Source organism: Microcoleus sp. CAWBG58 (assembly GCF_020883045.1).
Classification (GTDB): Bacteria; Cyanobacteriota; Cyanobacteriia; order Cyanobacteriales; family Microcoleaceae; genus Microcoleus.
Genome location: NZ_JAHRFA010000005.1, coordinates 131692 through 153863, shown reverse-complemented (window position 1 = coordinate 153863; position 22172 = coordinate 131692). Strand labels below are relative to the sequence as shown.

General features: G+C 42.4%; 18 protein-coding genes and 1 pseudogene. 12 read left to right on the top strand and 7 right to left on the bottom strand.

From position 1 onward, the window contains the following. Positions 1-421 precede the first annotated feature (421 nt). Both QZ918_RS03450 and clpB read left to right on the top strand, forming a co-directional pair. Positions 422-2143 carry a sensor histidine kinase gene (locus QZ918_RS03450; protein WP_293331066.1) on the top strand — a complete coding sequence of 574 codons (1722 nt, stop codon included), beginning with the start codon at positions 422-424 and terminating at the stop codon, positions 2141-2143. Positions 2144-3126: 983 nt separating this feature from the next. Beyond that, positions 3127-5742: an ATP-dependent chaperone ClpB gene (gene clpB / locus QZ918_RS03445; protein WP_293331063.1), complete on the top strand. Its 2616-nt coding sequence runs from the start codon at positions 3127-3129 to the stop codon at positions 5740-5742. 96 nt (positions 5743-5838) lie between these two features. On the opposite strand, the gene QZ918_RS03440 is transcribed toward clpB, so the two are convergent. Together QZ918_RS03440 and QZ918_RS03435 are read right to left on the bottom strand one after the other, a co-directional pair. Continuing rightward, positions 5839-6015: a ribbon-helix-helix domain-containing protein gene (locus tag QZ918_RS03440; RefSeq protein WP_293149276.1), complete on the bottom strand. Its 177-nt coding sequence runs from the start codon at positions 6013-6015 to the stop codon at positions 5839-5841. Positions 6016-6070: 55 nt separating this feature from the next. Beyond that, complete coding sequence (locus QZ918_RS03435; RefSeq protein ID WP_293149277.1) at positions 6071-6247, bottom strand: ribbon-helix-helix domain-containing protein; 177 nt, start codon at positions 6245-6247, stop codon at positions 6071-6073. A gap of 215 nt (positions 6248-6462) precedes the next feature. On the opposite strand from QZ918_RS03435, the gene QZ918_RS03430 reads away from it, so the two are divergent. The 4 genes from QZ918_RS03430 (at position 6463) to QZ918_RS03415 (ending at position 8480) form a co-directional block, all read left to right on the top strand. Continuing rightward, positions 6463-6699: a hypothetical protein gene (locus QZ918_RS03430; protein ID WP_293149278.1), complete on the top strand. Its 237-nt coding sequence runs from the start codon at positions 6463-6465 to the stop codon at positions 6697-6699. 125 nt (positions 6700-6824) lie between these two features. Next, entirely contained in the window at positions 6825-6995 is a 171-nt protein-coding gene (locus QZ918_RS03425; protein ID WP_293331060.1) for a hypothetical protein, read from the top strand. Between the two features lie 119 nt (positions 6996-7114). Next, complete coding sequence (locus tag QZ918_RS03420; protein ID WP_293331057.1) at positions 7115-7678, top strand: DUF262 domain-containing protein; 564 nt, start codon at positions 7115-7117, stop codon at positions 7676-7678. Positions 7679-7787: 109 nt separating this feature from the next. Further along, positions 7788-8480 (top strand): MAE_28990/MAE_18760 family HEPN-like nuclease, encoded by a 693-nt coding sequence (locus QZ918_RS03415; RefSeq protein ID WP_293331054.1) that lies wholly within the window; start codon positions 7788-7790, stop codon positions 8478-8480. Positions 8481-8571: 91 nt separating this feature from the next. Here QZ918_RS03415 and QZ918_RS03410 read toward each other — a convergent pair whose 3' ends face one another. Then, complete coding sequence (locus tag QZ918_RS03410) at positions 8572-9234, bottom strand: hypothetical protein (protein ID WP_293331051.1); 663 nt, start codon at positions 9232-9234, stop codon at positions 8572-8574. A gap of 505 nt (positions 9235-9739) precedes the next feature. Continuing rightward, on the bottom strand, positions 9740-10756 hold the full coding sequence (locus QZ918_RS03405) for a YihY/virulence factor BrkB family protein (RefSeq protein WP_293331048.1): 1017 nt from the start codon (positions 10754-10756) through the stop codon (positions 9740-9742). A gap of 234 nt (positions 10757-10990) precedes the next feature. On the opposite strand from QZ918_RS03405, the gene QZ918_RS03400 reads away from it, so the two are divergent. Beyond that, positions 10991-11632 carry a hypothetical protein gene (locus QZ918_RS03400; protein ID WP_293149285.1) on the top strand — a complete coding sequence of 214 codons (642 nt, stop codon included), beginning with the start codon at positions 10991-10993 and terminating at the stop codon, positions 11630-11632. A 59-nt stretch (positions 11633-11691) separates the two neighbouring features. Here QZ918_RS03400 and QZ918_RS03395 read toward each other — a convergent pair. Continuing rightward, positions 11692-11871 (bottom strand): annotated as a pseudogene (locus QZ918_RS03395) (ACT domain-containing protein); the annotation flags it as partial. A 158-nt stretch (positions 11872-12029) separates the two neighbouring features. Here QZ918_RS03395 and QZ918_RS03390 point away from each other — a divergent pair. After that, positions 12030-14492 carry an ATP-binding protein gene (locus QZ918_RS03390; RefSeq protein WP_293331045.1) on the top strand — a complete coding sequence of 821 codons (2463 nt, stop codon included), beginning with the start codon at positions 12030-12032 and terminating at the stop codon, positions 14490-14492. After that, complete coding sequence (locus QZ918_RS03385) at positions 14485-15873, top strand: tetratricopeptide repeat protein (RefSeq protein WP_293331042.1); 1389 nt, start codon at positions 14485-14487, stop codon at positions 15871-15873. The genes QZ918_RS03390 and QZ918_RS03385 overlap by 8 nt, the downstream gene beginning before the upstream one ends. Positions 15874-16650: 777 nt before the next feature. Here the strand turns inward: QZ918_RS03385 and QZ918_RS03380 are convergent. Beyond that, positions 16651-17286, bottom strand: a complete 636-nt coding sequence (locus QZ918_RS03380) for a Uma2 family endonuclease (RefSeq protein ID WP_293331039.1) — start codon at positions 17284-17286, stop codon at positions 16651-16653. A gap of 202 nt (positions 17287-17488) precedes the next feature. Continuing rightward, a complete protein-coding gene (gene thrC / locus QZ918_RS03375) occupies positions 17489-18613 on the bottom strand; it encodes a threonine synthase (RefSeq protein WP_527250383.1) in 1125 nt (374 codons plus the stop codon). Between the two features lie 120 nt (positions 18614-18733). On the opposite strand from thrC, the gene QZ918_RS03370 reads away from it, so the two are divergent. From QZ918_RS03370 to QZ918_RS03360, 3 genes are all read left to right on the top strand, one after another. Next, the gene (locus tag QZ918_RS03370) at positions 18734-19021 is read left to right on the top strand and encodes a hypothetical protein (protein WP_293149291.1); all 288 of its coding nucleotides are present in this window, start codon (positions 18734-18736) and stop codon (positions 19019-19021) included. 236 nt (positions 19022-19257) lie between these two features. Then, entirely contained in the window at positions 19258-20310 is a 1053-nt protein-coding gene (locus tag QZ918_RS03365; RefSeq protein WP_293331036.1) for a fatty acid desaturase, read from the top strand. A 209-nt stretch (positions 20311-20519) separates the two neighbouring features. Further along, a complete protein-coding gene (locus QZ918_RS03360; RefSeq protein ID WP_293331033.1) occupies positions 20520-22166 on the top strand; it encodes an AAA family ATPase in 1647 nt (548 codons plus the stop codon). The last annotated feature ends 6 nt before the right edge of the window (positions 22167-22172 follow it).

Below are 22172 nucleotides of genomic sequence, written 5' to 3'. Positions count from 1 at the left end.
TGATACGATCGCCTTGAGAACACACACAAGCGAGCGTCTTTACCGGAGAAAAGCCTCAGCGAGCCTATAGGAACTATCGCTTACCTTTTTCCCTGTTACCAATTACCTTTTTCCCAATTACTCTTTACCGCAAGCGTGCCAGATATATCTGAGAAAGGCTATATATAGCAACCGCCCGACGGTGAGGACGTTCCTAATGTCTTAAACCCTGGCTTTTATTGCTTCTTGCTTCTGCCTTCTTGCTTGTGTCATAATTTTTTAACCATAACTCCCCCAAACTGTAAAGCAGGTCGAGGTGTGGAACCCTGCAAAGACCCCATAACTGCCGAAATTTGGCTCTTTGCCAGAACTTTATTTATCCTCGGGCAGGCATCAATTAGAATAATAGATAATGCCCCTCAGGGTGACGAGTATATTGCCCATGTCTTCAACCTTAGCCTCGAACAATCAATCCCAGAACAATTCTCAAATAGGTTTTAAAAGTCTGTTGGGCCGCTTGGGTATCAGGCAAAAAATCGGCTGCGGATACGCCTTGGTCATTGGTATTGCCATTTTGGGCGCCGCCGGGGGACGGGGAGTAGAGTCATATCACAAACAGCAAGTGAGAGAAAAACTCGCGATCGACCGAGATAAAGCCGAAATCCTCACCAATCTGAATAATAGCGCCCAGGAAGTCAGAATTCACCAGCAATTACTGCTGAATCTGACGGCACAACCGCAAATTTTCGATCGGGAACGATCGGACTTTTTGACTCGCGTTGCTCAGATGAGCGGACAGCTAGAACAACTGCAAAGCCAATCGCCGTCGGCTTCTGCCGGTGTTACAAAAGATTACCAAGAGATTCAAGAGTTCGCCAAAGCCCACAGCAAAACCGTAGAAGCTTACTTCCAACAAGTCCAGAAACTGCTGGGGAATGCCAAGTTATCTGGTTTGAATCCGCAGCAGCGGCAGGTATTCCAGCGGAGCTTGAATAATTTTGCCACGGGGAACAACGCTTTTAAACTCGAACAGTTTTCGCAAGATTCAGCCAAACTGGCTGGCACCTTTCGAGACAAAGCAGACGAGGCATTTAGAACCTACGAGAAAGCTGAACAACTCGGAACTCTGATTCTGCTTGGTTCTCTGTTGGCATCAGCGATTATCGCCACCTTACTGGCAATATACACCAGCAGGGCGATCGCCCGACCACTACAAGCCGCCACCTTCATCGCTCAGCGAGTGTCAGAAGAATCGAACTTTGACCTGCAAGTACCCGTTACCACCTCCGACGAAGTAGGAATGCTGGCAATTTCGATCAACGAACTGATCCAAAGAGTCGCGGAATACACGGAAGACTTGCAAGAAGCAAAAATAGCAGCCGAAGCTGCCAACCGCTCGAAAAGTGCATTTCTCGCCAACATGAGCCACGAACTCCGCACCCCCCTAAACGCCATCATCAACTACAGCGAAATGCTGCAAGAAGATGCTCAAGATTCCGGCTCCGAAGACTTTCTCCCCGACTTAGAAAAAATTCAAACCGCAGGCAAACATTTGCTCGACATGATCAGCGATATCCTCGATATTTCTAAAATAGAAGCAGGTCATGTGACGCTTTATTTGGAACACTTCGATGTGGCGACGATGATTGAAGAAGTGATGACTACGGCTCAACCGCTAGTAGAGAAAAAAGGCAATGCTTTAAGGCTGCAAGCAAAAGGCGAACTCGGCATGATGTACGCCGACCAACCGAAAGTCCGGCAAATTCTCCTCAATTTGCTCAGCAATGCTGCCAAATTTACCGAAAAAGGCGTCATTACTATCGAGATCGAAAAAGTTAAAAATGAAAAGCCAAAACCTAAGAAAAGGAATAAAAATAAAAATAATGCTGTTAATTCGGGTTCAAACTACAGTTCTCAATTTTTAATTTTTCGAGTCAGCGATACTGGGATTGGGATGACAAACGAACAATTAGAGCAGATATTTAAACCTTTTACTCAAGCCGATCCTTCGACTACTAAGAAGTACGGCGGGACGGGTTTGGGATTGACAATTAGCCAGCGTTTGTGTCAAATTTTGGGTGGCGAAATTAGCGTTGAAAGTGAGAACGGGAAAGGTTCAGTTTTTATTGTCAGTCTCCCGGAACGGGTGGTGATGCAGGCATGAAAACAGTTGACAGTTTGTAGGGGCGGTGCCAAGAGTGCCCGCCCTTGGTTGACAGTTGGCAGTAGGGTGCGGATCCATCAACAATCCCTACAAAAATTAACAATCCCCGAGCGACGCACCTGACAAAATTAATCAGCAGTTGTAGGGTGCGGATCCACCAACAATCCCTACAAAAATCAACAATCCCCGAGCGACGCACCTGACAAAACTAATCAGCAGTTGTAGGGTGCGCCGCCATCAACAAGCCCTAAAAAAATCAACAATCTGCGATCGACGCACCTGACAAAATTAATCAAGAGAAGGCTGATTTGCATCTTCTTCTTTTGCCACCCTCAAATTAATCAAATCTGGGTGCATATGGTTTTTTAAGAGGGCGAAGCATGACCGCATATAAGTTATTAGTTATAATCCCATATTGACTGCGGTCATGCTTCGCCCCTACAGATATATTTGCCTTGCGCCAGATGCACCCTCAAATCTCAAATCTTCTATGTCCGCAATTAATTTTTGCAGTGCTTCAAATTCTTCATAAGGCAATACGGTTTACTTAGCGCTTTTTTAGGAATTTAATCTGACGATTTTCTAGGCAATACAGACATTTTTTCCAAGTCAGATTCTTCTTAAGTAAACCGTATTGCTTCATAAGGTATCACTGCAAATTCTTTTTTGCCGTTTTTGGTGATAAATTCAGGATGTAATGGAATCATCGATATTTCCTCTAGGCGTTGAAATGTAAACAGTTTTTATATATTTGATGACTTGAGTCCTCTGATTTTAGGCGGACTAAAGTCCTCACTACAAAGCTGCGGACTAAAGTCCTCACTACAAACCTATGCTGAAACACAGGGCGGAAATACCTATATCAATATACGGGAACACCGATCGCCCTTCCCGCCGCTAACTCCCTACAATGACAACTATACGGGCAATCGAGCCATTGCCTTCACAGCAGTCATGTTTTTGAATTCAGGGAATTAAAATTTATGCAACCAAATAATCCGAACCAATTTACAGAAAAAGCCTGGGAAGCCCTAGCCCGCACTCCAGAAGTTGTCAAAACAGCTCAGCAGCAGCAGCTAGAAAGCGAACATTTGATGAAGGCGTTGCTGGAACAAGAATCGGGACTCGCTAGCAGCTTATTTAACAAGGCGAAAGTGTCTGTAGCAAAATTGCGCGATCGCACTGACGAGTTTATCAGCCGCCAGCCCAAAATCTCTGGAAGCGGTGGCAACGTTTATCTCGGCCGTTCCCTGGACACCCTGCTAGACAGGGCTGAAGCTTATCGGAAAGAGTACGGGGATGAATTTATCTCGATCGAGCATTTGCTCTTAGGTTACGTTAAGGACGATCGCTTTGGCAAAAATTTACTGCAAGAATTTAAACTAGATGAAGCCAAGCTTAAAGACATCATCGCCCAAGTCCGGGGGAACAACAAAGTGACAGACCAAAATCCAGAAGGCAAATATGAAGCGCTGGAAAAATACGGCCGAGATTTGACAGAAGCGGCGCGTCAAGGCAAACTCGATCCGGTAATCGGACGAGATGACGAAATCCGCCGCACAATTCAAATTTTGAGCCGCCGCACCAAGAACAACCCGGTACTGATTGGGGAACCGGGAGTTGGCAAAACTGCGATCGCCGAAGGACTCGCCCAGCGAATTATCACCGGAGATGTGCCGCAATCTCTCAAAGACAGACAATTAATTAGCTTAGATATGGGCGCGTTAATTGCCGGTGCAAAATTCCGGGGAGAATTTGAAGAACGGTTGAAAGCCGTGCTCAAAGAAGTTATGGATAGCAACGGCAAAGTCATCCTATTTATAGATGAAATTCACACCGTTGTCGGCGCCGGCGCCAGCCAAGGATCGATGGATGCTGGCAATTTGCTCAAACCGATGTTGGCGAGGGGTGAATTGCGCTGTATCGGCGCTACAACTCTCGACGAATACCGCAAGTATCTCGAAAAAGATGCGGCCCTAGAACGCCGTTTTCAACAAGTTTATGTCGATCAGCCGACAGTTGAAGATACTATTTCGATTCTGCGCGGTTTGAAGGAACGCTACGAAGTGCACCACGGTGTGAAAATTTCCGACAGCGCCCTAGTGGCGGCTGCTACTTTGTCTACTCGATATATTAGCGATCGCTTCCTTCCCGACAAGGCGATCGACTTAGTGGACGAAGCGGCGGCTAAACTGAAAATGGAGATTACTTCCAAACCGGAAGAACTAGACGAAATCGATCGCAAGATTTTGCAGCTAGAAATGGAAAGACTATCCCTGCAAAAAGAAAGCAATGCGGCTTCGATCGAACGTTTGGAAAGACTGGAAAAAGACTTGGCAAATCTTAAGGAACAACAAAGCGGTTTGAACGCTCAGTGGCAATCGGAAAAAGGTGTCATCGGTAGCATCCAAAAGATCAAAGAACAGATTGACAAAGCTAACATTGAAATTCAACAAGCAGAACTAAAATACGACCTAAACCGCGCTGCGGAGTTGAAATATGGCACGTTAACTCAGTTGCAAAAACAACTAGAAGAAGCTGAAGTTAAGCTAACAGCAACTCAAACCACGGGTAAAACTCTGCTGCGAGAAGAAGTCACGGAATCTGACATTGCTGAGATTATTTCTAAGTGGACGGGAATTCCGATCAGCAAGTTAGTTGAATCGGAAATGCAGAAACTCCTGCACTTGGAAGACGAACTGCACAAGCGCGTAATCGGACAAGATGAAGCGGTGACGGCGGTTGCAGACGCAATTCAGCGATCGCGCGCGGGATTGTCCGATCCCAACCGCCCGGTGGCGAGTTTCATCTTCCTCGGCCCTACGGGCGTTGGTAAAACCGAGTTGGCGAAAGCATTAGCATCATACCTGTTTGACACCGAAGAGGCGATCGTCCGCATTGATATGTCGGAATACATGGAGAAACACGCAGTTTCGCGCTTAATTGGTGCGCCTCCGGGATACGTCGGCTACGACGAAGGCGGACAATTAACTGAGGCTGTGCGCCGCCGTCCTTACTCGGTAATTCTATTCGATGAAATCGAGAAAGCGCACCCGGATGTCTTCAACATCATGCTGCAAATTCTCGACGACGGCCGCGTTACGGATGCTCAAGGTCACACAGTTGACTTTAAGAATTCTGTGATTATTATGACATCGAATGTCGGCTCTCAATACATTTTAGATGTGGCGGGAGATAACGAACAGATGCGGAGTCGGGTGATGGATGCGATGCGCGGAACTTTCCGCCCGGAATTCTTGAACCGGATTGATGAGATGATTATCTTCCACGGTTTGAGTAAACCGGAATTGCGCCAAATCGTGCTGTTGCAAGTCAAGCGCTTGGAAAAACGTTTAGCCGATCGCAAAATGTCTCTGAAATTGTCGGAATCTGCGATCGACTTTTTAGCAGAAATTGGTTACGATCCGGTGTACGGTGCGCGCCCATTGAAGCGGGGAATTCAACGCGAGTTGGAAACGCAAATGGCGAAGGGTATTTTGCGGGGAGATTTTGTTGACGGCGATACCATTTTTGTCGATATCGAGAATGAAAGGTTGGCGTTTAAAAGGTTGCCGGCGCAGTTGGTGACTGCGAAATAATCTTAGTAGGGTGGGCTGCGGCTCACCTTTTTTTTTAACCGCAGATGTGGGCTGATAGACGCGAATGGACGCGGATGGGATTGGGGGCGATCGTGCTTAAGTGCGATCGCCTTCTGATTTATCTTTTTTCTGCTCTTGACGCTCTCGAACAGATTTTGTCAACAGATACGTGGCTAAACTGCTAACGGATCTGCTGTCTTCTTCTGCCCATTCTTCGAGAGCTTTTTGAATTTCTTCTGGCAGATATGCGGTAACTCTTCCCCGTGAAGCCATTCGTTGTACTCCTAAACATCTCAAAACAGTCCACCTTACGCTGTGCCAATCCCGCTTAAGGGCGATCGCTCTTAGATTCTTCCTTTTTTTGCTCTTGGCGATCTCTGACTGCTTTAGCTGCCACGTGGGATAGAAGGTTGGCAAGGGTTCTATCTTCTTCTTCAGCCCATTCGGACAAGGCTTGATGAACCTCTTCTGGCAATGTAACGGTGACTCGCATACGTGAAGGCATTGAAGGCATTGGCTGACATAGATTTACTGCAACTGTCTTCAATTTTACACTCTCACGTCATTAGATAAATATTTGTGTCATTTGATGTTAAAAACATCGATTTATGCTATAAGTGAATATAGGGTTAAAACCCTAAAACGTCAGAAGCCAGCCCCTAAACTGTCCAAGGTTCCGGGCTGGCTCTGGCTCCAAAAATATCAATGGAGATGAGTTCTATGTTGACATACAAAGACCGCTTGTGTTGTTGGGCGATCGCCCGTTTGTTACCCTCTGGGCAATGGATAATTGTTGCCCGCTGCCGCAGTCGCTCCGATGCAGAGGGGCATTTTCAGTTTTTGCGTCAAACTATACCCCACGTTAAGTTTGAGGTTGTGTTCGATTTAAAGGGGGAAAGCAATCGTTTGGAGGCATTGTGCGATCGGCTTTCCAATGTCCTCACTAGCGCGTTGTAGATTGTAATCTTCGCGACGGTTTATGTTTGGCGATCGCTCTTTTTGTGAATCAGGGCGATCGCTTTGCAGAAATCTTGGAACCCAAAACCGCAGATATCGGCGGATGAATGCAGATAATTTCAAGAATGAAACAAGCAGAAATGACGGAACAGCAAAAAGCTATCCTAGAGGAAATTTGCGAAATTGCGATCGTCGGCGAACAGCAAATTAAACAAGCTCTTGAGGAATCAGCAACAATAGACGAAAAGTGGCGGCGGAAAGCTGATGCTAAACGCGCTGCGGCACAAAAGATATAAGTTTGAGTAGATGTGAAGAATTGCGATCGCTTTTATTGGCGATCGCCTTTTGGGAGCACATCATCTCGGAATTATCGGAACAGCACTCAATGAACCCTGGGTTGTGGTAAAATGCTCGTATGTACAGTGCTTCTTCGTTACTTAAAAATATGCGATCGCAACTAGAACAAATTACGCTTCAAGACAGAAATGCCGCTGAAATGGAAATTCGCGACAAGCGGCAGCAAATTAATTACGACACGAAACAGTATCCAGTCGAAATACTCGTTCAAAAATATCTGGAAGGAATTAACGATGATACTAATAAATTGTTTATTCCAGAGTACCAACGTGAAATTGTTTGGGATGACACCAGGCAATCAAAGTTTATCGAATCTGTAATTTGGGGGCTGCCAATACCTTATATATTTGTTGTTGATATCGGTCACGATGAAAATGATGAACCACGTTTAGAGATCGTAGACGGTGCACAACGCATTCTCAGCCTAGCTAGATTTCTCAATAACGAATTAATCTTAAGTGGACTCAAAAAAATAGAGCAATTAAATGGATTTAAGTTTGCTGATTTATTGCTTCCTCGCCAGAGGAACTTCAGCCGAACTACAGTTCGGGTAATCCAACTAACCAAAGCTGCAAATGAGGAAGTCCGAAGAGAGTTATTTGAAAGGATACAATCTTTTTAATGCCAAATTAAATGTTTTTTCAAGGACGCACAATATTACAGCAATTATTGCTACAAATAAAAAAGATTGTGCGTATTGAATATGCCCGCGATCGACTGACAGAATAATTATGCAAAATGTACTCTTAGATTTTAATAGACGCGTTCAAGATGTGGATGACTACTTTATATTTTTGGAGAGCCTAGAAAAACAGACAACGCAGTTAGCTTTCCTCGATACTACTGGCAAATACCAAATTAAAAGCCTCGATTCTGAGTTAGCAAAAACTCTCAAAGCTAATGGTTTTTTGTTGCTGTATAACTTGGTTGAATCTACTATGCGAAATGCGATTGAATCCATATTTGAGGAGTTTAAAAATAAAGCAGTCACCTTTGACCAACTCAAACCAGAAATTAAACTGATTGTCCTCCAAAATCTTAAAAATCGTTCTCCTAAGAAAATTTATTTAACAATTAATCAACTCTCTACTGATATAATCACAGCTACATTTGAACGCGAGGAACTGTTTTCAGGAAATGTGGATGCTAGGTTAATTAAAGAAATAGCAGACAAATACGGTTTTTCATATCAAACAGACTTTGCTAAGACCAAAAATGGGCAAAATCTTGTAGTGATTAAAAGTAATAGAAATGATTTAGCCCACGGGATTAAGTCTTTTGAAGAAGTGGGGGGATATCAGGCTATTGAGGAACTATTAGAAATGAAGGAAGAAGTCATAGAGTATTTGCGTCAAATACTTGAGAATGTTAAAAGTTATCTTGACAATCAAGAGTATTTGGACGTAAATACAAATAATCCTTAATTTTAGGCTAAGAAACCGGGTTTCTAGGGTAATTTTGGTTGGGTGGCGAGATATCTCGGAAGAAACCCGGTTTCTAGGAATGATGCGAAGGCTACTTCCGCACCATCACTGACTTAATTACAGCATTGGTTTGATACTTGTTAGTCTCAAAAAATCCGCCTTTACCCGCGCCGTAAACTCCCGCAAATTGCTTCCCTTCCGCCTTGGGAACAAACAAGAACTTTTTGCTCGGTTGGTTGGCAAAAACTACATTTTCTCTCGATTCATTATCTACATTATAAGATAAAGTAGTTTTGCCGTAAATTGCCTCGGCTTGTTTTAAGGTCATTCCTGGCCCGACGCCTTGAGCTGTTTTATAATTGGGATTGTCTGTCATCAAAAGTTCGATCGCATCCGCATCTTTCAGCTTTGTACCCGCAGCGTAGATAATCCGATACTGCACTTTTCCAGACTGACTAACCGTGACTGCATCAAAGTCTACCATAAAAGGAGACTCTACCTTAAACTGGGCTGTGGAACCCAAAGCCTGCTTGAGTTGTCCGAAAGTCATGCCGATTTTTGCTTCGCCAATTGTGCGATCGGCAATTGCTACACTTGCAGAGGAAGATTTTGCAGCAGCATTGGCTATTTCCCCTCGGGTATTTGCACCCGTGCGCGCCACAGCGACACCCGGATTAGATATTGCTCCCAGATAAGAGCCGATCGCCAATAAAACAGCTATCATCGATCCAGACAAAACTTTAAGATTTAACATGACTAATTCTCCTAGATTTCAAATGCGACTATCTACCCGCATCTTTTTGAGTATCCTGGGCATCACCTTGCTAGTTTGGATTCTCAGAGGTGTTGGCCTCTTGACATTCATTCCCGGTGTTGTTATTTGGATACTGGTTTTACTTTCTTTTGTTGCGGGCATCCTCAGCACTATACTCCGCAGGTAAAGGGCGCTCCGGTAAGTAAGTTCAACAGTTGACAGTTGACAGTTGACAGTTGACAGTTTGAGAGCGACCTCTACTTAGCAAGAGGATTCAAAAAGTGAATAATTTTGTTTTATTTCCCCCTCGAAGGAGGAGGCTTTAAAACCATTCTTCTTGGTAAGTAATAGTCAGTTATCAGTTGTCATTAGTTAACAGTTAACAGTTAACAGTTATTAGTTATTAGTTATTATTTCTTAGTTAACAGTTGACAGCTAACAATGCCCAATGCCCAATGCCCCATGCCCAATGCCCAATACCCCATGCCCCATTGCCAATTCCCAATTATTTTAGTTTCATTGCTTTTCCGATTGTCACATTTAACTGAGCACCGATCAGCATCACCAAAGAACAAAGATAGAGCCACAATAGCAAAACAATAAAAGTGCCGATCGTCCCGTAAGTCCAACTATAATTACCCAAATTCAAAACGTAGAAGCGGAACAAAGCTGAAATCAGCGCCCACAAAACAGCCGCAAAAACAGCCCCCGAAAAAATCGGAATATCTCTTTGGTGTCGGCTCGGCCCGTAACGGTAAACAAAGGCAAAGGCAACTGAGATAATGCCTAAAGAACTAGGCCAGCGCCACAGCCGCCAAACAGCTAACAGTTGCGACTCCAAAGGGCAATTGTCTGTCGGTGCCAAGCAATTTTGAACATCTTTTAAATTGCAATTAGCGACCGACTCCAGCAGGCAACTCTGGCGGGCAATAGCTTGTACAATTAAGTCGCTGACAAATACTACGCCCGATGCTAGAATTAATAATATAATTGTACCGATACTCAGTGCTAGAGCAATCAGTTTTGCTTTCACAAATGGTCGAGTGCGATCGCTCGGAATTTCATGAATGCGATCGAGCGCAGCCATCGCCGCACTCATGACTCCAGAAAATGCCCACAGCGATGCGACAAAACTGAGTGAAAATAGTTGTTGGTTGCGATATAAAAGGATTTCTTTGAGGGAAGTGCGAATCAAATTTCGGACTTCATCTGGTATAACTTTGCCCAAAAGACCGGCAATTTGATAAAGTGTTGATTGCAAAGGTTCAAACAGGGCGATCGCCGACAAGACAGCCAACAGCCCCGGAAACAGGGCCAGCATAGAATTGTAGGCCATTTCGGCAGATAGCCCCGGCAACCGCTGCTCTCCCGCTTTCACGCCGACTTCCTTGAGCGTGCTCCAAGTCAAACAGCGACAGAACAGCCAAAAATCACCAAATTTCCTTTTAACAGCTCTCAGCAGCCTCACAAGCACCCGAAACAAAGCTAAAATTAGGTAGCGCAGCCAGTAAAAAATGTTCATAGCGCACAGGAAACGGGGAAACGGAAAATGGAAAATAAACTCAGGGGCGACAACTGGAAATGACAAATGTTAATTATATGACTTACAAGTCGATCGGCAATTTTTACACTATTTATCGATCCAAGGTGGACACAATCACCCACAAATAATATCTCTGCCTCCAGGAATGAATTAATTAAGCTATTCCCAATTCCCAATTCCCAATTCCCCATTCCCCATTCTAAAATAAACAATATGTCTCAAGATATCAGACAGTGGTTAGATGAAATTAAGCGACTGCAACAGCAGTTAACAGAGGTTTCGCGCGATCGCGATGACGCTGGTGAAAGTGCGGCTCAATGGCGCCAACTCTACAATACCGAAGCCGAGCAGCGACGGAATGATGCTAAGTTAACTCAGCAAACTATCGATGCTTTGGAAGCACAGATACAGGAATTTCAAACTTTCTCCCCGATTGCGCCCGAAGGTGACGAAGCTGGAGTTGCACGCCAGAATGAGGTTGAACAACTGCATACAGTTGGGGAACTTAAAACTAAGTTAGCAGAAGTTCTCGAAGAGCGCGATCGGGCGATCGAACAAATTAAACAACTCACTCAAGCCCTCAAACAAGAAGAAGCCCGTCACGCCGAAACTAGCAAAAATTTAACCACCGCCCTCGGAGACGCCATTGACTTGCTGGCTAAAGCACAAACTGTTCCTACTACAAAAATGGAACCATCACCAGCCTATTCTCTAGAAATAGTCCCTACTCGTACCGCAAATCCGGGCGAAACTGCGATCGAAATCCGCCAAAATCCCGCGCAAACCGGCCGGAATCCGGCCCAGCTTCCACCTTCTAAAAACCAGTTACTCGATTTACCGCCGTTTGGGAATTAGTCATTAGTTATTAGTCATTAGTCATACCAAATCCGGTTGTATCATCCGTCTGTGGTGGTTAAGTCTAAACCATCTAATTGCCATTCTAGCCTGCTGAGAAATAATCCGGCGGTAAAATCTGTATGGCGATCGGCGTGGATGATATTGCCGTTATGGGATGCGATAAAATTGGCAAGTAAGGCGACGAGTCCTTTGCGATCGGGACAGGCAATTAACAGGGTTGCAGTAGGGCTAGTCATTGTATAATTGTTAAAGAGTTGAGTTTTATTTTAGGCGATCTGATCGGGTTTATGGCAAAATCGCGATCGTAACTCATGTATAAATTATTTACATTCCTCAAAATTTGTGCTATACTTGACTGTAAGTAAATATCATTTTTAACCAAGTAGGAGAGTCAATGTCTGAAGCATCGATCTCAAATGATGATGATTTTAACCAGCTATTATTGAAGCATGAAGGGTTTATAATTGACTACAAAAGGGATCAATATTGCTTGCATGGCAATAAGAATAGCGAAGATAGTCAAAAAATAAACAAAGCGAAGTGTATTAAAGATATTATTAGTTTAGCTAATACAGTTCGCCAAAGCAGTGCATATATTGTCATGGGTGTCGAAGAGGTAGATGGCAAAGCACGCAGATATAAACACGGTGATACATCTTTAAAGTATGAATATGGAATTACTCAGATTATTGATGATGAAATATTTCAAAATTTAGTAAAAGACAAAGTAGATCCTAAACCCAAGTTTCTTTACTATACTCATACCGACCAACAAGGTAATAAATTTGGAATTATAGAAATTTTTATTGTCAAAGGAGTTAACCCAATTCGTATAGTCAAAAATTTTGGAGGAAATATACTGGAAAAAGGTAAGATATATCATCGTTTAGGATCAATTAATCAACAGGCTGACCAAGATGAAGAAAATCGAATTACTAGATGGTTTCATGAAATAGAAACTAACCATTGGGATAAACTTCTATTAGCTTGTCATAACTTTGATGATAAAGGTCGTTTATTTATACTTATAACTCCTCCTCAATTCAATACTCCTAAAGAGCTATTAACTCTTTTAGGTAAAGTTAACTGGTCATTAATTATTGATTTTAATCCTAATACTGAATCTGATGGAGTTGTAGCTGCTGTCAAAGATGAATTGGGTTTACGAAGATCTATACACTTGGTAAAACTAGGAGATAGACAAACATTTGCACCTGAATCTGCCACTTATTGCTTTGCAGCAAGAGGTTTATCGGGATTTCAAAAAACATTTGTAGATGATAATTGGCGGGAATGGAATAGAAAATATTCAACGTATTTAAGGCAATTATTAATAGACTTTTACAAAGCTTGTTCTGATCGGCCAATTACTGTAGTAAGTATTTGGGATGAGCCTAGCTATATCCGAACATTATGTGAATCTATTGACAGTGCTTTTGGAGATACGGCTAATTTTGTATTTGCTACTAACAATTCATTTTCAATCTCTTCTGTAGTTGAATCTTTCGGAGAGTCTTTTAATGCAGATATTATCCCTATTACCTTACCTCAATTTTTAGAGGGTTTACGTAAAAAAACTCCTCATTCTCAGGTAAATATTGATAGCCAACAGATCTGGTTGCCATCACTAAATGGAGGGCCAGCAGTTTTGTCAGTAAATGACTTTCTCTGGATTCAAGAGGACTTTGAAATTGTTCATTTAAACTGTGGAAAACCAGAAAATGAGATTCAAATTCCTGAGCATGATTTTTATCGTGGAATGACGGTTTCTTGGTTTGATTTAAACCTCAGCCGTGATGTTGAAAGAGATATTACAAAAGGTTTGATTCAACAGATACGAAAAGATTTAAACTCTCGCTCTGCTACTCGCATCAGCTTTTATCATGAGCCGGGTGCCGGAGGTACGACAGTAGCGCGGCGTGTAGCTTGGGATATACATGAAACTTATCCAACTGTTTTGTTGGATAGGATTCGTACTAAAGGAGCTAGCAACCGTCATTCTTCTGTAGAAGAAACTTACAATCGTCTACGGCAAATATACGACAAAACAGAACAATCAATATTAGTTATTGTAGAAGCATCCCAAATTTATCTAGATGATATAGAACGGCTCTATAATTTCGTGAGAAATGAGTCATTACCCGTTGTTTTTGTGATAGTACAAAGGAGATTTTATCAACCTTCAAAATCTAAAAATCAAGAATTACGTAGTCACTCTCTGAACTCCACTCTCACAGAATATGAATGCTTGCGATTTATAGAAAAATATTCTGGAAAATTTCCTAATAAGCGTTCGGAGTTAGACAAAATTAGGTCGGATGAAAACTCAAATATTAAAACACCATTTTATTTTGGATTAGTAAGTTACGAAGATAAATTTATTAACTTATATGATTATGTCAAAACCAGGCTAGAGGCTAAAGAGGTTTTGGAAATTCAAAAAGAAATAATAGTTTATATAGCACTTACATACTATTATTCACAAAGATGCTTATCTTCTCAGTTATTTGTCTCTCTTCTTGAGGACAAAAATCAAAAGAGTATGAGTAACAAAACGATCTGGCTTGAAAAAAGACTTGCAAGGCCACTCTTGGATTTATTAATATGCGAACGCTCTACCAATTGGCGTCCTATACACCAACTTATTGCGGTTGAAATTGTAGAGCAGGTATTATCAAGTGGTTCTGCTGAAAGAAGGAATTGGTCGCAAAATTTGTCTGCGTGGGCTTTGAATTTTATAAATCTATGTAGCCAAAACAACCGCATACCTACCAATGAAGTAATAGATGTATTAACTCATCTATTTGTTCTTAAAGATAACCAAGAATTAATGGGTAAGGAAGAAAGTAATGGTTAATCAAATATCATTGACTAATGGTCGTTCCAAAAAATATTCTCAATTAATTGAGAATATTCCAAGCATAGAAGGTCGTTTACAAGTTTTTAAATCCTTAGTTGAAAATTTTCCTAATGAAGCCCATTTTTGGGGGCATTTAGCGCGTTTCTATAGTATTGAATTAAAACAATACAAAGAAGCTCTAGAAGCTGTGGAAGAGGCAATTAATTTATCTCCAACAGATCACCTTCTTTACCATATGAAGGGGATGTGTCTGCGCTCAAAGTTGTACGACTTAATGAATCAACGTTTAAAACAGAATAGCTACCCTCCAGATGAATTAAAAGAAATCCGTAAATTGGTAATTGAGGCGGGTGAACAGTTTAGTAAAACAAGGAAGATCGATACAAATAATGAACCAGGATATATTTCGCATATTCAATTGCTAATTCGGGTTATTGAGTTTGGCTACTCTGTATCAATAGAAAAATCTATCAAAAAATCTATTGAAGAATTTTTAGCCAGTAAATCATCTGCTTGGTATCTTGAACTTTTAGATTTGGCAGAAGAATTGCTAGAAAATGTTGGTCGATTACGTGAAGGTGAAAAGCCAGATAAATTTGTAGTACAGTGTCAAGCAAATTTAGCCAAGCTGTATCAAGATTATAATCAAGTTATTCAACGCTGGAATAGTCTTTTAGATAATAAAGATGTCTATCATCCTCCTGTTCGTCGCCAACTGGTAAGAGCCTATGTAGCCAAACGCTCAGGCTCATGGGATGAATTAAAACCAAATGAAATTGAGAGAGTCTTAGAATTATTAGAGCAAAATATTCTTCAAGAACCAGAAAGTGATAAAAACATCCGCCTGTGGTTCCAAGCAGCACGTCGTTCTTTCAAACAGAATATTGACTCTGCTATTGAGAAATTAACTTATTGGAGAGCAAATACTGATGCTCTTGATGCCACATACTATTTATATGTTTTGTATGTTATAAAAGCATTAGATGGTTCTACTTTAGCAAGTAATAATGCTAAAGAGCTAATCCAAGAAAGTTTTTCTAAATCTCAATTACTAAGAAATCATAATTTCAGCTTTGAGTGGTATGGTAATGAAAATGAAGCTGGAATGAAAAGGTTAGTTTATCACCAACGTTTAGGTGAAAAAGATACAAATGCTGACTTTTATAAAAATGTTTCTCTATTAACATTAGTACATGGGCGAATTTCAGAAATTAAAAGTGGTAAAGCAGGTAAAGTTGAGATGGCTTCTGGCCTTGAGGCTTTTTTTGTTCCGAGCCGAGAAGGGTATATAAGGGGTCGAGATGAGAATAAGGCAGTGAAATTTCACTTGGGATTTAGCTATGCTGGACTTAGAGCCTGGAAAGTACAAGATTTATAGAGAATGATTTGATACTTTGATCGCTGTCTCCTAGCAAATTTTTCATAAACGAACTTACTCAACTTCTATTTAATTAGGTTTACCTACTTACAATACTCCGGACAGTTTTTGAGACGGAAGCCCAAACCCGCATTCTACCGTTAGGATTTGACCTCACTGAGGAGGCCAAACCCGCATGATGCCGTGAGTGATTCAAAACTGTCCGGACTATTGTACTTAGTAAGTTAGGTTTCACTCCGTTCAACCTTACGTTTAGGGGCGGGCAAGATGCCCACCCCACAAGAGATTTTAACTAAGAGTGGAACAGGCATCTTGCCTGTCTTATTTCTTAGTCCGCGAAGGCGGACTTCATTTGTGTAGAAGCGGTTTCAACCGCCGAGGAATCTGGATATAACTCAATACAGTTGACTTAAGAACAATCTGATGTGGGGAAAATGCCTGTATTGGCTATAAAATCGCGATCGTAAATTCGTCAAAAAGCGTTAAGTCAACCGTATTGGGATATAACTCCTTAAAATCCCATCGCGCCAGCTACCGCATCCAAACTCGGAGCAATTCCCTATTTAAAGTTGTTCTAGTTAATCAACGTCAAAGTAATAATGAAATGATTTATGGTGCTGTAACGACTGGAACAAACTGGAAATTTATGAAATTATTTGATTCTGTAGTTGAAATCGATCCTAATGAATATTTCCTGAATAATGTAGCTAAGCTAATGGGTATACTAAGAAGTTTTATCAGCTCGTGATATTAGTCTAAATTTGATTGAAAAATATCTTAGAGTTCTCCCGATTTTTCTCTCGCCCATGCTCGCACGGCTTTACGCAAAGAAATCCGCCCAGAATTACGATTTTGCTCGATTAATTCCGGTATTTCTTGTATCGGAAGAGTTGGAAAAATTGAGCTAGTTTGTACCTCAATATATTCTTTCCCCGACCGTTGGTAGATTTTCAGTTCACCCGAATCGTAACACCAAATTTCAGGAACACCCAACCGAGCATAAATGGGAAAACGACTGAGAGATTTACTCGTTACGTCTATTTCTAAAGCCAAATCCGGTGGTGGATCTTGTTCCAAATTAAACTGGAGTTGGCCGCGAATTTTTGACTCATTCTGGAAGTAGAAACAATTGTCTGGTTCTACCCCAGCTTTTTGGATTTCTCGTTTCCAAGTGGTTGAGCCTAAACTTTCGTAGTCTTGTTCCAACACTTCAGCTATATCTTGAATGGAAATGCCGATCGTTTCTTTGTAGTATTCATGTTCGGGTAAGGGTGTCATAATTTCTAAAGTTCCATTGTCATAGGCGAATCTAGCAGCACGGCTTTCACCGAGATCCGCGAGCAAGTTCTCAAATTGTTGCCAACTGATATTATATAGAACAACTCGATCGGCACGAGGTTTCGTTAGTAACATAACTTTTTCTCAAAACTGTTTGACAGATAATCCTATTATAGCCGAAGGAAGTTCGGTAACGGATTTGGCTCCCCTCAAGAACATCCGCTTGACTGAAGAAGAAAAGACACATAAGAGAACAGAGAGTATTCATATCTCCTGAAATAAAACTCAGTTAAATTCATCCGTGTCCAAATCCGTGTCCTTTCCTTCTTCCTTCTGCTTAAAATCCCATCGCGCCAGCTACTGCATCCAAACTCGGAGCAATCCCTTGTTTAAAGTTGTTCTTGCTGTGATTAATTGCCGTATCTGGGTCTTTTAAACCGTTACCGGTGAGCACGCAAACTACTGTTGCTCCCGTCGGAACTTGGTCTTTTACCTTCAGCAAACCGGCTACAGAAGCCGCACTTGCAGGTTCGCAGAAAATCCCTTCCTCTGATGCTAACAAGCGGTAAGCGTCGAGAATTTCTTCGTCGGTGACAGCAGAAAAACTGCCGCGGCTGGCTTCGGAGGCTGCGATCGCCTGTTTCCAGCTAGCAGGGTTGCCGATCCGAATTGCTGTCGCCAAAGTTTCTGGGTGCGACACTGGTGCACCCATTACCAACGGTGCTGCTCCGGCTGCTTGGAATCCCATCATTCGCGGCAGGCGCGAACATTTATTCACTTGATGGTATTGACAAAAACCCATCCAGTATGCAGTAATGTTTCCCGCATTTCCCACGGGAATGCACAGCCAGTCGGGGGCATCGCCCAAGGCGTCCACCACTTCAAACGCGCCGGTTTTTTGGCCTTCCAAGCGGTAAGGGTTGACGGAGTTGACCAAAGTTACGGGATAATTTTCTGCCATAGAGCGGACTATTTCTAAAGCCCGATCGAAATTACCGACAATTGAAATCACTTCCGCACCGTAAAGCAAAGCTTGGGCCAACTTGCCCAAAGCCACGTAACCTTCGGGAATCAACACAAAAGCCCGCATTCCCCCGCGCCTGGCGTAGGCTGCCGCCGCTGCCGAAGTATTGCCGGTACTGGCGCAAATTACAGCTTTGGCGCCGGCTTCCTTTGCCTTGGAAATCGCCATTGTCATCCCCCGGTCTTTGAAACTACCAGTGGGGTTGAGACCGTCGTATTTCACCAAAACGCGCACGTCTCTACCGATGAGAGAGGCGATCGCCGGTGCTGGAATCAGGGGAGTATTGCCCTCTTGAAGCGTCACTACCGGCGTGGTTTCCGTCACAGGCAGGTAGGGGCGATAAGCTTCGATCAAGCCCGGCCAACCGTGAAGTTTCGGCGAGGCTGCGCGGGCAGCGGAGTTAGCAGCAGAGTCAGTAGCAGGTAGAATCAGGGTCACGATGTCAATGGTTTCTAGGCTTTGGCAAAGAATTTACACTAATTTTAGCTCGATCGGTTAATTTAATGTTTGATACGATCGGTTCAGGTTAAAGTAACTTAATGGTGTGAATGTGTAGATATGTCTACTCAATTACTAATGTCAAATAATTCATCCACTCTTTCTCGGCCTCAAGTCACGGCTAGCAATCCCGAAATCGCTAGTTCGGCTCCGCTATCGACGGGTTTTGCCCGCAAACTTGATTCGGTGAAGTGTCCCTACCAAGCCGATCAGCAAGTTAAGTTTCTGCACCTGCAAGCAGAAATCGACTCCTTGCTGCTGCAAGTCCAAACCCTCAAACAGCAGCGCTCTGTTGCTTGTTCTCAAGTTGCGATCGGCAAAACTTCTGCTGTGGGCAACGGCAATTAACGGCAACTCGTGCTAATTGTGCCGCCCCTGTGGTATAAAAAGTAAAGTTTTGTTAACCGCAGTTTTTTAACCAAAAGCGCTAGCCATTTAATCTGCGGCTAGCGATCGCTAGCATTTGCCAAAACGTGCTTGCCTACTGCTCAACTCGTCTGCTAATTGTCGGTAGCGAGGTGATATTTTACTGCGATAATTTTGTTAAGCCATCCAGATGGCACACGGAGAATCGAAATCAATTTATGACAGCATCGATCGAAAAACCACTAAATTTGACATCCGCAACGGACACCTCCAACCTGCGCCTCAAAGATATTCTCAAAACCCTGCCGCGCGAAGTGTTTGTCAAAAACCGCCGCAAAGCTTGGACAAAAGTCATCGTCAACGTTCTTCTAGTTGCTGTTGGTTATTTTGGCCTAGCAGTATCACCTTGGTATTTACTGCCCCTAATGTGGATTTTCACAGGTACCGGATTAACCGGTTTTTTTGTGATCGGCCACGACTGCGGACACCGGTCATTTGCCAACCGCCGCTGGGTAAACGATTTAGTCGGACATCTCGCATTTCTGCCGTTAATTTTTCCGTTTCACGCATGGCGTCACGGACACAATTACCACCACAAGCACACCAACAAAATTGGTGAAGATAATGCTTGGCAACCGATGACAGCAGAAAGCTACGCTGCCGCGCCCAAAGCATTACAAATAGCTTATAGTTTAATCTTCGGCCCGCTGTGGTGGGTTGGCTCGATCGCCCACTGGGCAAAAGTACACTTTATGTGGTGGCGCTTCAAAGAAGGTCAACAACGCGAACAAGTGCGGTTTTCGGTTTTTGTGGTTTTGATCGGTGCTGCGATCGTATTTCCGACTTTAATTGCTACAACAGGCATTTGGGGATTCATCAAATTTTGGTTGATGCCTTGGATGGTTTACCACTTCTGGATGAGCACTTTCACCATTGTTCACCACACAGCGCCAGACATTTCATTTAAAGAACCCAAAGAATGGAACGAAGCCCAAGCACAACTCTCAGGAACAGTTCACTGCGACTATCCCCGCTGGGTTGAGTTTCTATGCCACGACATTAACGTGCACGTTCCCCACCATCTTTCAACTGCTATACCCTGGTACAACTTGCGTCTAGCCCACAGCAGCTTGAAAGAAAACTGGCAACCCCATCTCTATGAAACCAAATTTTCTTGGTCTTTAATGAAGCGGATTGCCGACAACTGTCACCTGTACAACCCCGCTGGTGGCTATCTAACATTAGATGAATTCAACGCTCAAACCAAATAAGTTTGAAACGCGATAAATCTCCGAAAAACCCGGTTTTGTTAAACAAACCGGGTTTTCTCAATCATAAGGTACGTAGTTGCGCTTCAGCGCTCTCTTAAGATATTAAAGAGCGCTGAAGCGCAACAACGTACCTAATAAGATTGTCGATATTTGTTTGTGATTTTCTGCGGCGACACACCCTACGACTAAAATCTAAAATCTAAAATCTAATGGCTTTCAATCCCAATAACTGTCGCAACGAAAGCGAAGTAGAAAGCAAACTCATTGTCAGTTATTTGTTGCCAAAACTCGGCTATACTCCCGACACTTGGCACCAAGAAATCGCCTTTGGGAATATTCGCCTAGACTTTCTTTCCTTTGCCACCCAAGTTATCCCCAGAGTTCTCGATGCAGACTCGCCCATGAGTTTAGTCATGGAAGCAAAACATCCCAAGGAAAATTTAGACCGCCATCTTCGGAAACTCAAGCGTTACTTAACAAGTTTAAGTATTCGCTACGGACTCATAACTAACGGTAAAGAACTTAGAATTTATACAAGAGTCAGCAATGATATTCAGCTAGTTTTTCAGTGTGCCGGACAAGACCTTGAAAGTAGATTTGATGAAATTATAGCTTTAATAGGCAGAGATAGTTTAAATTTTGTAAAAAATCAAGACAATCTGGAACTGGAAGATAGTAAACTTAATTTAGTTAGTCCTGACTCTATTAGCAAAAATCCTGATAATCTCGAAGTAGAAGAAGAAGATAGTCAAATTAATTTAGTTATTCCTGACTCTATTAGTGAAAATCTTGATAATCTCGAAGTAGAAGAAGAAGAAGATAGTCAAATTAATTTAGTTATTCCTGACTTGATTAGCGAAATTCCTGTAGAATCAAACAATCCTCCCACCCCAGAACCCGAGCAGAATCAAATATTAGCAATTGAAAAAATAGCTGAACCTTTATCAGTTAATATTGAAATTAAATCAGATTTGAGCGTGTCACAAACCATACCAAACAATATGAAAATAATAGCAGTTTACCACAACAAAGGCGGCGTCGGCAAAACTACAACTGTAGTCAATTTAGCAGCAGCAATGAGCAAGGAAGGTAAAAGAGTCCTAGTCATCGACTTAGACAGTCAGGCAAATACAACCTTTGCAACTGGTTTGGTTAAATTTGAAGATGAAGAACAAGATGATTTGAAAGATTGCAATATTCTTCAAGTTTTGCAATCAGAGGATTTTTACTCTATCGCCGAAGTAGCCCGCGAGTCTAATTTTTGCAATCCTAAAATCGATGTAGTTCCTTCCCACATCGATTTAATGTACTATGAAACGGAACTCAATCAACTAGATTACAGTCGCATGATTTTAATTCAAAAACTAGCGGAAGTAGAAGATAAGTACGATATTGTACTGATTGATACGCCGCCATCTTTGAATTTTTTCGCCAGAGTTGCCCTGATTGCTGCGGATTATTTAATTATTCCTTCTGACTTGAAACCTTTTGCCAATCAAGGATTGATTAATGTCAAGGATTTTATCAAAAAAGTCAATGGCTTCAAAAAACAAATTGGCAAAAAACCTTTAGAAATTTTAGGCATCCTCCCTTGTAAAATCTCACCTAATCTTAAATTTGTACAGTACAGTTTGCCCAAGCGGAGGGAGGCAATTCCCAAACGCTACGGACTGGAAATCATGGACAGCGTAATTTATGAGAGAGAAGATTTAGCAAAGTGTGCAGAACTATTTAAAATCGTGGGCAATATGGAAATCGCCGATCCGATTTCGGTGCTAGATTTTAAACCGGATTGCACTTCATCCCAAGAATTTGAAATGCTAGCCGAAGAAGTTTTGGTAAAAATAGGTAAGTAAAAACTT